Consider the following 13,725-nt stretch of genomic DNA (forward strand, 5'->3'; position numbering starts at 1 on the left):
TATTTCCTCCTTAGATTATTCAGCTTCAGCAGCAAACAACTCGATTGCTTTTGAATCAGCTGTAAGTGTGATGATAGCTTTTTTAGTTTTGTTAGTAAAACCAGTGTAACGTCCAACACGTTTAGCTTTTGGTTTTACGTTGATTGTGTTAACATTAGCAACTTTAACACCTTCGAAAGCAGCTTCAACAGCTTGCTTGATCAAAAGTTTGTGTGCACGAGTGTCAACTTCAAATACATATTTTCCTGCTTCAAGTTGAGCCATTGAGCTTTCAGTGATTACAGGTTTTTTGATAACATCATACAAATTCATTATGCAAGAACCTCCTCGATTTTAGAGATAGCTGCTTGAGTAACAAGAAGTTTGTCACTATTTGCGATGTCAAGAACACTTGCAGTTGTAGCAGTCGCAACTTTCACGTTTGGAAGGTTACGAGCTGAGAGAGCTGCGAATTCGTTTCCTTCTTCAAGAATAACAAGGACTTTAGAATCGATGCTCAAAGCTGCAAGAACTTTTGCAAATTCAGCAGTTTTTGGAGCTGTAAATTCAAGAGAATCAACGGCTACAAATTTATTTTCAGCAACTTTTTCTGAGTAAACAGATTTAAGCGCAAGGCGACGAACTTTTTGAGGAAGTTTGTACGCATAGCTACGTGGAGTTGGTCCGAAGACAATTCCACCACCACGCCATTGTGGAGAGCGGATAGAACCTTGACGAGCACGTCCAGTTCCTTTTTGACGCCATGGTTTGCGTCCGCCACCTGAAACAGCTGAGCGGTTTTTAACTGCGTGAGTTCCTTGACGAAGGCTAGCACGTTGGCTGATGATCACATCAAACACAACAGATTCATTTGGTTCGATACCAAAGATTGCATCATTAAGAACAACTTCGCCCGCTTGTTTACCAGTTTGGTCGAATAATGTTACATTTGCCATTTTGACTGTATTCCCCTTTCCTTATTATTTACCAGCTTTAACTGCTGACTTGATAGTGATAAGAGATTTCTTAGCACCTGGTACGTTACCTTTGATAAGGATAACGTTCTTTTCTGGAACAACTTGTACAACTTCAAGGTTTTGAATTGTTACGCGGTCGCCACCCATACGTCCTGCAAGGTTTTTACCTTTGAATACGCGGTTAGGTGCAACAGGTCCCATAGAACCTGGACGACGGTGGTAACGAGAACCGTGAGCCATTGGTCCACGTGATTGTCCGTGGCGTTTGATAACACCTTGGAAACCTTTACCTTTAGAAGTACCAGTTACGTCAACAACGTCTCCAGCTGCGAATGTTTCAACTGTGATTTCAGCACCAACTTCCAAGCCTTCAACGTTTTTGAATTCACGAATGAAGCGCTTAGGAGCCGTGTTAGCTTTCGCTACATGTCCTTTAGCAGGTTTGTTGCTCAATACTTCGCGTTTGTCATCGAAACCAACTTGGATAGCGTTGTATCCGTCTGTTTCAACAGTTTTAACTTGAAGAACAACGTTTGGAGTTGCTTCAATAACTGTTACAGGGATCAATTCGCCAGCTTCAGTGAAGATTTGAGTCATTCCCACTTTTTTCCCTAAGATTCCTTTTGTCATGAGAAAATAGTTCCTTTTCTATATTTTTATTCAAAAAGTTTTTAACGAGCGTTTTTTATGCTCAAGATATCAAGCTTTAGATTAAAGTTTGATTTCTACGTTTACACCACTTGGAAGATCCAATTTCATCAAAGCATCAACTGTTTTTTGAGTTGGGTTAACGATATCGATCAAACGTTTGTGTGTACGCATTTCAAATTGTTCGCGAGAGTCTTTGTATTTGTGAGTCGCACGAATGATTGTGTAGAGGCTACGTTCAGTTGGAAGTGGGATTGGACCCGCAACTTGTGCACCTGTACGAGTAGCTGATTCTACGATTTTTGCAGCCGCTGTGTCAAGCGTACGGTGTTCGTAAGCTTTCAAACGGATACGGATTTTTTTGTTTGCCATCTTTTTCTCCTTTTCGTCTATTTAAGATAATAGGCTAGCTCCACAAGAAAACCGACGCGGTGTTGCGTGGCAATGCAACCGAGCGTGTCGCAACCTCTTGCATCAAAGCTAAGGCTGTAATTTACAGCACCATAATAGAATAACACAAAGCCCCTGCGATTGCAAGGGATTTGTTGCTGTTTTTTAAAATTTTTAACATGAAAATGTTTTCCTTTTTGACAGGTCATTTATTTAAGTATTTTATAGAAGAAAGTTACTCTCTCTTCACCTGTTCATAGCTTTCTTTCCCGTCATTGAGTTTATCCCAAATCACTACTTGCCCACTTTTGAAAGATTTTTGCACATCGATAATTCGTTGGTTGGACGAACCTCGAAACTGGAGCATGAGATTTCTCTTAGTTCGATCGTATCGTCCGTCGACAAGAATGTCAATCAATGATAAGAGTTCCAGTTTATCTGGAGTTTCCAACATCATTTCTTCCCATGTATAGCCCGTCCAGGACCAGATATCCTTATCTGGCAATTCTTTCCGAATACGCTTCACGAGTGGCAAAAGAATGCCAGTATTGAGAAAAGGTTCCCCTCCCAGCAAGGTCAATCCTTGAACATAGGGCTGGGCAAGGTCTGCCATGATCTGTTCTTCTAATTCTGCTGTATAGGGAATGCCAGCATTGAAGGACCAGGTAGCTACATTATAGCACCCCTCACAGTGAAACATGCAGCCTGATACATAGAGGGAATTCCGCACACCTTCTCCATCCACAAAGTTAAAAGCCTTGTAGTCAATGATACGCCCTTGACTGAGTTCCTCGCTTTTCCATTCTTGTGGTTTTGGATTATTCATTCGCTACCTCTATCCAATAACGCTCTACACCATCACGAACATCCTCAAGGAGCCCACCATTTGCTAAAATGACTGCTCTGCTAGCAGGATTATTCACGCTACAGGTCACCAGAGCTTTCTTGATATTCTTTTCCTTAGCAACTTGCAAGCCCTGACGGAGAGTTTCCTTAGCATAACCCTTGCCTCTTTCTGATGGACGAATGGAGTAGCCAATGTGGCCACCTTCTTCTAGTAAAAAGTTACTGAGGCGCAACCGGAGATTAAGAAATCCAATTGCTTTACCTTTCACAGAAAAAGCTACTAACTGAATTGCGGGAACCCATCCTTCAGTCAAATTAATCCCCATTTCCTGATTCTGATTACTTTCCAACCATTCCTCATAAGAAAAATTTTCTGTATCCCAGAAACCACCGTCGTGAGGCGACTGATATTTTTCAAACTCTTCCATCATCTCTAAAACTGTTTCTTTATCTGCTAAACTTGGTCTGCGTAATTCCATCCTTACCTCCCACTAAGAGAAAAGCGAGAGTTGACTCTCACTTTTATTTTTTCTTATTCTTGTTTAAAAATTGTTCTCTGAGGTTGAGCAAGCGTTCTTTCTTACCAGCTCCACCTTTAGAGTGTTTCTCGTGATAACGGGTCACTTGTGCGCGCCCTTTATCATCTAATTGATATTTTCCCATTTCATTTCTTTCTAATTGGTTACTTGATGGCCAGCTATTTTAATCGTTGAGCCATTCATGTGTTTGACACGCGCAGCGATTTCCTTGTGACGGCCGTTGACCATAGGTCTGGCTTGAGGATTGCCAAGATAACCACAAGTCCGTTTAACAACGTCTACTGTTTTAGGGTCACTATTGCCACAGTTTGGACAAGCAAACCCTCTCTCAGTTGGTTCAAAATCCCCTTCAAAATCACACTTGTAGCAACGGTCAATCGGAGTATTGGTTCCTAGATAGCCGACACGGTCATAGGCATAGTCCCAGACAGCTTCCAGGGCCTTTGGATTTTGCTGAAGGACTGGGTACTCACAATAATGAATGAAACCACCTGACGCACCCGCTTCTGGATAGACTTTCTCAAAGTCCAATTTTTCAAACGGTGTTGGATTTTTACGAACATCGTAGTGGAAAGAGTTGGTGTAGTATTCCTTGTCTGTAATATCAGGAATAGAACCAAACTTGTCTGTATCTAGTCGGCAGAAACGGTCTGTCAAACTTTCAGATGGTGTTGAGTAGATAGAGAAATGGTAGCCATATTGGTCAGACCACTCTTCTACACGGCGTTTCATATCGCGAATGATATCTAGCGTGAATTCCTTAGCATCTGGATTACTTTCCCAGCTGTTTCCAAAGAAAACAGTCGCTACTTCATACAAACCGATATAGCCCAGCGAAACTGTCGCACGACGATTCTTAAAGAGCTGGTCAACACTTTCTTCTTTACCTAGACGATGACCAAAAGCACCGTATTGATAAAGGATAGGAGCATTAGCTGGTGTCGCTTCCTTGGTCCGTTCAACACGATAAACCAGGGCATCTTCAGCGATATTCATACGCTCGTTGAAGATTTCCCAGAACTTGTTCATATCTCCTTCAGACTCGAGAGCAATACGAGGTAGGTTAACTGTCACAACACCCAGATTCATACGGCCTGAATTGACTTCTACACCATTTTCATCCTTCCAACCTTGAAGAAACGAACGGCAACCCATAGGCACCTTGAAGGAACCTGTCAAGTCAACAATCTTATCGTAAGACAAGACGTCTGGGTACATCCGCTTGGTTGCACACTCAAGAGCCAACTGCTTAATGTCGTAGTTGGGAGTCCCTTCTTCCAAGTTAAGACCTCTTTTTAGCGTAAAAATGAGCTTAGGGAAGATGGCTGTACGGTGTTCTGAACCAAGGCCCTTAATGCGAATGTTTAAGATAGCTTTTTGAATTTCCCGCTCAAAACGATTGGTTCCTAGACCAAAACCTAGCGAAGTGAAAGGTGTTTGTCCATTTGAAGTGAAGAGAGTGTTGATTTCATACTCGAGAGATTGCATGGCATCATAGATATCTTTTTGGGTTTTCTTCCAAGCGTAATCTTCCCGTTTGTCAGGTAAGACCCATTCTTCCGCATCCTTGAGGTGTTTTTGGTAATTCTTCTCTGCATAAGGCGCCAAAACTTCATCGATACGGTCAGCTGAACAGCCACCGTACTGGCTAGAAGCAACGTTGGCGATAATTTGAGAAATCTGAGCTGTCGCAGTCTGGATAGACTTGGGACTTTCTACCTCTGCATTTCCAATCTTAAAACCATTCTCCAACATCCCCTTGAAATCAATCAAACAGCAGTTGGTCATAGGTGTATAAGGACTGTAGTCCAAATCGTGATAGTGGATATCCCCTTTTTGATGGGCATTGGCTACATGCTTAGGAAGCATTTGCAGTCCGATTGATTTCCCAACAATCCCTGCTGTCAAATCACGCTGGGTATTAAAGACATCGCTGTCTTTATTAGCATTTTCATTGACAACGGCCTGGTCTTTGTTGAGAAGTTTATGGATGCTAAAGTTGATATCTGTCGCTTTTGAACGCTCAAAATCCCTTTGTGTCCGATAAGTAATATACTCCTCAGCTAGCGCATATTCTTTGGCTTCAAGGAGTTCATGTTCTACGATATTTTGAATTTCGTAAATCTTAACCCCCTGTGGAAAGCGACTATGAATTTCTGTGACAATTCGCTCGGTCAGAGCATCGAGGCGTTTTTCGACCAGGGGTGTCACATCCATAACCTTGTCAGCCGCCTTGTGGAGAGCCTTGTCAATCTTGTCCACATCAAATACAACACGTCTCCCATCTCGTTTTTCAACGAAGAGAGTTGGCAAAATTGTAATTTTTTCTTCTAGTGCAATCATATGCATGCTCTTTTCTAAAATGTTCTTTCTAAAAAGTATTATACCACTCTAAAAAGAAAAATCAATATCTTGTGTTAAAAATCCTAAAATTTTTAAAAATACACAAGATATTGATTTCGTTATTTAATTTTATAGACTTTAAACTCTGAGTAATCAGTCTTTACTTGTTGGTAATTTTCTTTCAAAATTGTTTCCACTTCAGACCAGACTGCTACCTTATCATTCACCACAATCACCTTAGGTTTGTTTTCTTTCAAGTCATTGATTAAACTAGTTTTATTCTCTTCTGTACTCGTGTAAAGAAGAGGTGATGGGAACATGGATCCAGACAAACGCTGGCTTTCTTTATACATCTGAACATGTGAATCCCAAATATAGATTTGGTCACCATCACTCGTCTCTTGTTTGACTCTATCTACCACTTGATGTTGTTCTCTATAAGAAGCTGGATGCAAGACAAAACGAGCTACAAAAGGAATTGCAATCAGATAAACCACCACTAGGATCGGTAAGTAGAGATTCCCTTTCATGAATTTTTTCCATAAAGTAGGAACTTCTTCTCTTCTACTACGGCGAGCTCCCCTAGCTGAATGTTTCCCACGAATACTGGTCATCAAAAGAAGGAGTAAAAATGGAAGGATTAGAATCAAACGCGAACCGTGAAGAGATTCTTGAGAAAAAAGCAACAAAGCTAATACAAATAAGAAAGCAAAACTAGCTGGCACTGAAATAACATACAATCTTGATGCCTTTGATTGGAACAATCCTAGAAAAACAAGGAAGAGAGCTCCTAAACCAAAGGTCAACAAACCATAGAATACAACATTATCCATTAGTTGAGGATTCGTAAAGACCTGAAGGGAATCAATCGGATATAAAAGACTTCCCATAGCTCCTCCAAAACTACCTGAAGTAAGCACATAGTAGCCTACTGGATAAAAGATGAGAGAAAAGCCAAGTGCTGCTGCAAAAAACTGATAAACTCCATGAGCAAAGCGACCATGCCCAACATTAAAGACAAATAAACCAATCGTTACTACTACAGTAAAGAGAAGACTTGTAAGAGGCTCTATGAAAAATGATAGACCCAAAAAGATCCCCAGACGTAGAAATCCCTTGTCATGGTTAGGATTTGATAGATAAGCTGCTATGAACGAAAATCCTGCAAACAGGAATGGCAGAGCTAAGATCGTAGCATAGCCTCCTCCAAAACCGAGACCGGATACCAAAATATAAAATATGGTTAGGAGTTGCTTGGCTTGTTCCCTTTGTCCCGTCAGATAGTCAGTTGAAGAAAAGAGGAAGTAACCTCCTCCTAAGAGAGCTAGCCATTCTACCAAGGCAAAAAGAATGCCTCCTTGGGTAATATAAAGTGGCAAGTAATAAAGAAGACCGTGACTAGCATAATAGCTACTGTAGAGCTGTCCTCCCTGATGTAAAGCCCACCCTATATACAAATCCTGCGCCTGAGAGGGACTTACCATATCTAAAAGTAAAGGTAGCACCACAGAAAAAACCGTTGCAATCGTACTTCCAATGATGAGTCTGAAAAATGGAAAAGCTACCTGTTCTTCTTTTTCTACATGAGATTCAAGGTTCCTATCCAGTCTATTTTCAATTTCATTACTCTGTATCGTTTCGGATACTTCTTCGATTCTGCCATATACAGCCATGTCGTTTCTCCTATTCAATTTATCTGTCTTAGTATATCAAAAAGACCTAAAATTGTCAGCTTGCGATGGGTGTTTGAGTGATTTTTTGCATAGTTTCACAAAGGTTTCAATTTCCCGAAATCGGTGTAAATGCGTCTGTTCAAACGTCGTGATATAGTTCAATTCCTTCTGAGTCAGCATCGTTCCTCCTACATCTTCTTATTCGTAAAAGGCAAGAAAAATAGGACTGGTTTGTGTCCTAAGTCCTAGATTTCTTATAAGATAGGGGCGAATAACTGGGCAATTTCCTTAATCAATTTTTGATACCAGCTATTTTTTATCGTATGAGGGAAAATTTCTTGCGATACTGAAAAAATCTCCTCAAAATCTTTTTGAATCTCTGTGATTGATGCCGTTTTATATAGCAAAACTGCATCTTCATAGTGATGAAGCAAACTTCTATAATCTAGATTAATGGTTCCAACTGCAGCAAAGTCCTTGTCCACTAGGATTTGTTTACTGTGGATAAAGCCTGGACTATACTCAAAAATCCTGACTCCTGCTGACAAAAGATCCGGATAGGCTCCTCTTGTTATGAGCTGGATTAATTTTTTATCCGGAATGAAAGGAGTCACGATGCGGACATCAACACCTCTCATGGCTGCATTTTTAATACTCTCAGTTAAATCATAGTCAATAATCAAATAGGGGGTTGTGATATAGACTGAATCAGTAGCCTGATTAATCAAACTTTGATAAACTTTTTTCCCTACCTGAGTACGGAAGATGGGCTTGGGTCCACTACCGTAAGGAATGCAGAGCCCTTGGCCAGAACAAGGCTGATTTTCCAAGTGATACTGGTCAAAATCGCTGATTTCCCCACGATTAATGTACCAAGTCATCAAAAAGAGACGGGTGAGAGCCTTGACACCAGGGCCATCTAAGCGAATCCCACTGTCCTTCCAGTAGCCAAAACGTTCTACATGGTTGATGTACTCATCAGCTAAGTTAATCCCTCCTGTATAAGCTACCTGACCATCTATGACAAGGATTTTACGATGGTCCCGATTGTTGTAAGCCACCGTCAAACGAGGAATCACCTTGTTAAACTTATGTGCTTCAATTCCTCGACTACGAAGCTGAACAGTATAGTCTCCAGGTAAAGTCGCCATACAACCGATATCATCATAGAGCATCTTGACCTCTACACCCTGAGCTGCCTTTTGCTCTAGTATATCTAGTATGCTATTCCACATCAGACCTTCTTCGACAATATAGTACTCTAGAAAGATAAATTTCTCAGCTTTCTTGAGGTCTTCCAACATATGTTGCCACATGCTTTCACCCGAAGAAAAGAATTGTGAATCTGTTCGATCATAGACATCGGCATTGCTATCCATACTTAGCAAAGATTTGATAACTCCGTAAGCCGCCTTATCATCTTCCTTCAATTTCTGGCGGAGAGCTTTACTGTTATCCTCCCGAAAATGCATGGAGCCAAGTTTGTCCAACTGCTTGATTTCTTTTTTGGACAATCGCCTTTCACCAAACATCAGATAGAGCAGGGGGCCAATAACAGGAACAAAGGTCACCACTAACCACATTACCTTGCTTTCAGGCGCCATGGAACGATTGACAATCGCTACGATAGTCGCCATACTCATAAAGATTAAGAGAATCCCCCATCGAATAGGAGCCATCCGCCCTAAATAAAGAAAGAGACCAAAAACAAGACACAGTTCAAGCAACATAATCGAAAGACTAAAGCCATACTTGGACATCAATAATTGAAATTTTCTATATTTCATACATCCCCTCCTTGATATTTTGATACTCAATGAAAAGCAAAGAGCAAACTAGGAAGCTAGTCGCAGGTTGCTCAAAACACTGTTTTGAGGTTGCAGATGGAAGCTGACGTGGTTTGAAGAGATTTTCGAAGAGTATGAATGCTAAAAACAGGTAATTAATACTAGTATAACGCAGGTATTCGGTAGAAGGCAAGTATTTATAATCATTTTTCTGAGTAAAAGCAAAAGAGACTGACAAAACCAGTCTCCTTCCAGTCTATTTTGATAAAACAATGCGATCAGACGCTTCTCTATCCCTATCGTCAATAATCATCTGATTGCCATTAATTGCATAAATCTTGACATCATCCCCAATAATCATGCGTTGATTAGCGGCATCGAAGCTAACCTGCTTGATTTCTTGATCTCCGTCAGTTTCTACCTGTGTCCATGTACCAGTTGTTCCAGTTACCACTAAAGTGATACGGTCTCCTTCGTCCTGACCAGTATAAGTTCCATCAATATTGGTTGGTTGAGCCTCAGGCGTATTTTGTGAAGAACTTGTCGCTGCCTGGTTTGAATTTTCTGCCGAAGATGAAGCAGCAGGTTGTGATTGCTGAGTTTGTTGTGTTTGCGATTGAGCTACTGGTTGTTGAACTTGTTGAGCTCTTTGTGAACAAGCTACTAAGAGACTAAGACTTGCTAGAGAAGCAAGAGAAAGTGTGAATCTTTTTAATTTCATGATGAATTTCCTTTCTGCTACCAATTTACAGAAGTTTTTCCTTCTAACTAGTAGTTTTCCTAGTATAACAAGTTCAAAAAAGGAGGTCAATTTATCTGCTCATGGGCCAGCAAGTAGCCCCGTACTTCTGAGATAAAATAGAGAGACCCTGTAACGAACAACAAATCCTGGGCATCTGCTCTTGCTTCAAAATCGCTAATAAATTCTCGGTAAGAAGGAATTACATCGTAACCTGTTACATCTGTTTCATCCAAAGAACCTTGATAGTCAAAGCCGGTCACCTTGAGTTCCACCTGAGGCAATTTTTCAGTCAGATAAGCCAACATCCCTTGATAATCCTTCCTTTTCAAGGCTCCAAATAGGATTTGAGGACGATATCCTTCCTGCTCTTTTTCTTTAGTAAATTCAACCAAGCGAGTCAAGGCAGGGAGGTTATGAGCACCGTCCAAGTAAATTTGAGGACGAATACGCTCCAAACGCCCAGCCCAATGGGTCTTCTCCAAAGCCTGTCTTACAACCTGTTCATCAACAGCTTCCTTTCCTTCTCTCATAAAGAGAAGAAACGTTTGTAGCGCCAAGGCCGCATTTTCCTGCTGATAAGCTCCTTCCAAGCCTATTTTCAACTGTGAAAGGTTAGCCAAAGAGCTTGAAAAATCCCCATTCAGCATTGAAAAATCCTGACCTGCCTGATAAAGGTCAACAGCTAAAGATTCTGCTTTTTTCTGACAAACAAGCCTAGCTTCTGAAGGCAACTTAGCAATCACTGCCTTTTTACCAGCCTTAAAAATACCAGCTTTCTGCTCTGCAATTGCTGCTATATTGTCACCCAGAGTCTCCTGATGGTCAAGTCCGATGGAGGTGATGACAGCAATCTCTCCAGTTACCACATTGGTCGTGTCTAGTAAGCCGCCAATTCCCACTTCTAATAAAACCAAATCCACCTCTTGCTCTCTAAAATAAAGAAAAGCAATCAAGGTCAGCAATTCAAAAAAAGACAACTGATCATGGGTTTGCAGAAGCGTTTTCTCCATCTCCTTGACCTGATTAACCAAACGGATGAAGTCTGCATCAGCTATAGGTTGTCCATTAATGCAGATTCGATCATTGATAGAGACGATATGAGGGGATGTAAAAGTCGCAACTTTTTTACCATGCCCCATAAATAACTCCCTCATGAAAGCAATGGTAGATCCTTTTCCATTAGTCCCGGTTACATGGATAATAGGATAAGACTTCTCGGGATTCCCCAACAAATCCACCGCTTGTTGCATTCGGCTCAAACCTGATCGAAAATTCAAACCAATTCGACTATGGAGCCATTCTTCTACTTCAAACATATACATCTCCTTAATTACAGGTTCAATCAACTGCCTCAATAAAGTCTCATAACTAACAAAAACGAGACCAGGATTTTCGTCCCGACCTCTCACCTGGTTAGCTAATAACTAGCTACTATGAAGTTAACGTGGGGTAAAAACATCCACTGAATGTGCCTGCGTTTCTAATTTCTAGCGCAGGGCTAAAAACGTCCACTAGACGTTCCAACTCTTCCCAATTTCTGGGAGTTGGGCTGATACAGTCTCCCAGACTTACTTACGGTCTTTATTTTTAGCGTAAGGGTAAAAATGTTCACTGAACATTTTTACTCCTCCATAAAGCTGTTGAAGACTTCTTCAATCATGTTCCATTCGTCTTCTGAGTCTTCTGGGATTGGTTGCAATTCGCCTTCTGTTCCATCTTCGTTTTCGATGAATGAGTAAGCTTGGATTTCAACTTGTCCGTCTTCGTCTTCTTCTGCGTTAACTGGTACTAGAAGAACATAGTTTTTACCAAATTCTTCTTTTCCGTCAATGGTCAAAAGGATTTCAAACAAGGTTTCATTTCCTTGCTCATCTACTAGTGTAATTAATTCACGTTCTTCGTGGTCGTGGTTATGATCGTGTGACATAGCCTCTCCTTTGTATTAAAATTTTCTATCTAAATAATTTTGTAAAATCAGCTGAGCTGCTAACTTATCAATGACTTTCTTGCGCTTGTTACGGCTGATATCTGCTTGCTCAATCAACATACGCTCTGCGGCAACTGTTGTCAAGCGTTCATCTTGATAGTCTACTGGTAAACCAAAAAGCTCTTCTAACTTTGCTCCGTAGGCTTGACTAGCTTCCACGCGCGGTCCGCTTGTATTGTTCATGTTTTTAGGCAAGCCCACTACAAATCGTTCCACCTTGTAAGTATCAACCAACTCCTTAACGCGGTCAAAACCAAATTGACCTTGCTCCTCATTGATTTGGATGATTTCAAGTCCTTGAGCTGTAAAACCAAGCGGATCGCTAATGGCCACCCCTACCGTTTTTGAACCGACGTCCAATCCCATAATTCTCATAGGTTATAGATCGACTCCTTGTCCTTTAAGGTAGTAGCGGACCAATTCCTCAACGATTTCATCCCGCTCATACTTACGGATTTGATTTCGTGCATTATTATAACGAGGAACGTAGGCAGGGTCTCCACTCAATACGTAACCTACGATTTGGTTAATCGGGTTGTAGCCCTTATCGTTCAACGAAGCATAAACATCAGTCAGAGTTTCGCTAATTTCTTTTTTATTGGAATCGTCCAATTTAAAACGTACTGTTTCTTCAGTAAATCCCATTCTAACACCCTCTTTCCTTAGAATAGTACCATTATAGCATAATTCCTTACGTTCTACAATTCAGGCAGTCTATTTATTTGGATTTTCTATTGTTCTGTCGCACCATTTGCCAATCTGTCTGAAATATATTTGCTTGGTTCATTTTTCAAGAGATTTTCTAAACCAATGTTCTTCAAATATTCTAACTGAGAAGCCTTCTTGACATCCAAAACTTGAAAATCAAAACTAGTCGTTGTTTGAAGTTCGGTTGCGCTCAATAGTTTGGTTTCAAGCTTAAATCCTGCTAATTTACGAGCTTCTATAATAGCCTCATCCTTCTCCTCTGCCTCGAGAAGAGCTTTTTGAGTTTCTTCCACTCCATGTTGGTCGATATAAGTCTTCAACTCATCAGAAACTGGACGTTTTTGTTGAATCGTTAAGCTCAAAAAAGTCTTGTCCTTGTATGTAATGGTTTGGGTTTGCTGGCTACCATCATCTGACTTGGGCAAGACCAAAGTCTTGGTCACAACTGTATTCTTCTCAGCATTCTCAATAACTGGCAATGCCGACTGAAGCGTATCCTTTTCTGTTTTTGTAGCTGTTCCAGTTTCTTTTTTCTGTCCGCAACCAACCAGGACAAAAAGGAAAGCTAGACTAACAAGAACTATTTTTTTCATTTCTTTCTTCTTTCTTTTTGAAATTAAAATAAGACTGGGAGTTGCTCCCAGCCTTGATGTTTATAGAGCTGCACGCAAACGTGCTTCTGCATTTTCTACATTACGGACAGAGCGTGGTAGGAAGGCACGAATATCGTCTTCCTTATAGCCAACTTGCAGGCGTTTTTCATCCACAAGGATTGGGCTCTTTAAAATTCTCGGTGTTTCCATAATCAGATTGAGGACTTCATTGACACTCAAATCTTCAATATCCACTCCAAGGGCTTTGGCATAGCGATTTTTAGACGAAACGATGCTGGCTATTCCGTTATCTGTTTTTGTCAGAATATCCAGTAATTCTTCTCTCGTAATTCCTTCTTTACCAAGGTTTTGTTCTTTATAACTTAACTGGTGGGCATTGAGCCAGGTTTTTGCTTTTTTACAGCTAGTACAACTTGAGACTGTATAAATTTTAATCATGTACCTACCCCTTTCGCTACATGTTACTATCAGTTTAGTCTATTATACCATAAA

The 13,725-nt window shown here is 40.7% G+C and carries 17 protein-coding genes; all 17 read right to left on the reverse strand.

Going from position 1 to position 13,725, the window contains the following annotated elements; all coding sequences use genetic code 11:
* Positions 1–15 precede the first annotated feature (15 nt).
* Entirely contained in the window at positions 16–312 is a 297-nt protein-coding gene (locus ACLNCV_RS00635; protein WP_001055347.1) for a 50S ribosomal protein L23, read from the reverse strand.
* A complete protein-coding gene (rplD, locus tag ACLNCV_RS00640) occupies positions 312–935 on the reverse strand; it encodes a 50S ribosomal protein L4 (RefSeq protein WP_000024547.1) in 624 nt (207 codons plus the stop codon). The genes ACLNCV_RS00635 and rplD overlap by 1 nt, the downstream gene beginning before the upstream one ends.
* A gap of 24 nt (positions 936–959) precedes the next feature.
* A complete protein-coding gene (gene rplC, locus ACLNCV_RS00645) occupies positions 960–1,586 on the reverse strand; it encodes a 50S ribosomal protein L3 (RefSeq protein WP_000160197.1) in 627 nt (208 codons plus the stop codon).
* Between the two features lie 81 nt (positions 1,587–1,667).
* Positions 1,668–1,976 carry a 30S ribosomal protein S10 gene (gene rpsJ, locus ACLNCV_RS00650; protein ID WP_001284513.1) on the reverse strand — a complete coding sequence of 103 codons (309 nt, stop codon included), beginning with the start codon at positions 1,974–1,976 and terminating at the stop codon, positions 1,668–1,670.
* 253 nt (positions 1,977–2,229) lie between these two features.
* Complete coding sequence (gene nrdG / locus ACLNCV_RS00655; RefSeq protein ID WP_001064215.1) at positions 2,230–2,820, reverse strand: anaerobic ribonucleoside-triphosphate reductase activating protein; 591 nt, start codon at positions 2,818–2,820, stop codon at positions 2,230–2,232.
* Positions 2,813–3,319 carry a GNAT family N-acetyltransferase gene (locus ACLNCV_RS00660; RefSeq protein WP_049546950.1) on the reverse strand — a complete coding sequence of 169 codons (507 nt, stop codon included), beginning with the start codon at positions 3,317–3,319 and terminating at the stop codon, positions 2,813–2,815. The genes nrdG and ACLNCV_RS00660 overlap by 8 nt, the downstream gene beginning before the upstream one ends.
* 43 nt (positions 3,320–3,362) lie before the next feature.
* Positions 3,363–3,503, reverse strand: a complete 141-nt coding sequence (locus tag ACLNCV_RS00665; RefSeq protein WP_000521618.1) for a hypothetical protein — start codon at positions 3,501–3,503, stop codon at positions 3,363–3,365.
* Between the two features lie 11 nt (positions 3,504–3,514).
* Positions 3,515–5,722, reverse strand: coding sequence for an anaerobic ribonucleoside-triphosphate reductase (gene nrdD, locus ACLNCV_RS00670; RefSeq protein WP_237447103.1), 2,208 nt, complete (start codon positions 5,720–5,722; stop codon positions 3,515–3,517).
* A 119-nt stretch (positions 5,723–5,841) separates the two neighbouring features.
* Complete coding sequence (locus ACLNCV_RS00675) at positions 5,842–7,395, reverse strand: damage-inducible protein CinA (RefSeq protein WP_237447104.1); 1,554 nt, start codon at positions 7,393–7,395, stop codon at positions 5,842–5,844.
* Between the two features lie 254 nt (positions 7,396–7,649).
* Entirely contained in the window at positions 7,650–9,182 is a 1,533-nt protein-coding gene (gene cls / locus ACLNCV_RS00680; RefSeq protein ID WP_084862765.1) for a cardiolipin synthase, read from the reverse strand.
* A gap of 256 nt (positions 9,183–9,438) precedes the next feature.
* Positions 9,439–9,903: an SP_0198 family lipoprotein gene (locus ACLNCV_RS00685; RefSeq protein ID WP_049502624.1), complete on the reverse strand. Its 465-nt coding sequence runs from the start codon at positions 9,901–9,903 to the stop codon at positions 9,439–9,441.
* An 86-nt stretch (positions 9,904–9,989) separates the two neighbouring features.
* The gene (locus ACLNCV_RS00690) at positions 9,990–11,240 is read right to left on the reverse strand and encodes a folylpolyglutamate synthase/dihydrofolate synthase family protein (RefSeq protein WP_261057056.1); all 1,251 of its coding nucleotides are present in this window, start codon (positions 11,238–11,240) and stop codon (positions 9,990–9,992) included.
* A 305-nt stretch (positions 11,241–11,545) separates the two neighbouring features.
* Positions 11,546–11,851 carry a DUF1292 domain-containing protein gene (locus ACLNCV_RS00695; protein WP_000017620.1) on the reverse strand — a complete coding sequence of 102 codons (306 nt, stop codon included), beginning with the start codon at positions 11,849–11,851 and terminating at the stop codon, positions 11,546–11,548.
* A 15-nt stretch (positions 11,852–11,866) separates the two neighbouring features.
* Positions 11,867–12,286, reverse strand: coding sequence for a Holliday junction resolvase RuvX (gene ruvX, locus ACLNCV_RS00700; protein WP_004239076.1), 420 nt, complete (start codon positions 12,284–12,286; stop codon positions 11,867–11,869).
* A gap of 3 nt (positions 12,287–12,289) precedes the next feature.
* Entirely contained in the window at positions 12,290–12,556 is a 267-nt protein-coding gene (locus ACLNCV_RS00705; protein ID WP_000507059.1) for an IreB family regulatory phosphoprotein, read from the reverse strand.
* 86 nt (positions 12,557–12,642) lie between these two features.
* The gene (locus tag ACLNCV_RS00710; RefSeq protein WP_000725153.1) at positions 12,643–13,212 is read right to left on the reverse strand and encodes an SP0191 family lipoprotein; all 570 of its coding nucleotides are present in this window, start codon (positions 13,210–13,212) and stop codon (positions 12,643–12,645) included.
* A 60-nt stretch (positions 13,213–13,272) separates the two neighbouring features.
* Positions 13,273–13,671, reverse strand: a complete 399-nt coding sequence (gene spx / locus ACLNCV_RS00715) for a transcriptional regulator Spx (RefSeq protein ID WP_000591165.1) — start codon at positions 13,669–13,671, stop codon at positions 13,273–13,275.
* Positions 13,672–13,725: the final 54 nt, after the last annotated feature.

It is taken from the genome of Streptococcus sp. CL5.50 (assembly GCF_049738015.1).
In the GTDB taxonomy this organism is placed as follows: domain Bacteria; phylum Bacillota; class Bacilli; order Lactobacillales; family Streptococcaceae; genus Streptococcus; species Streptococcus mitis_CA.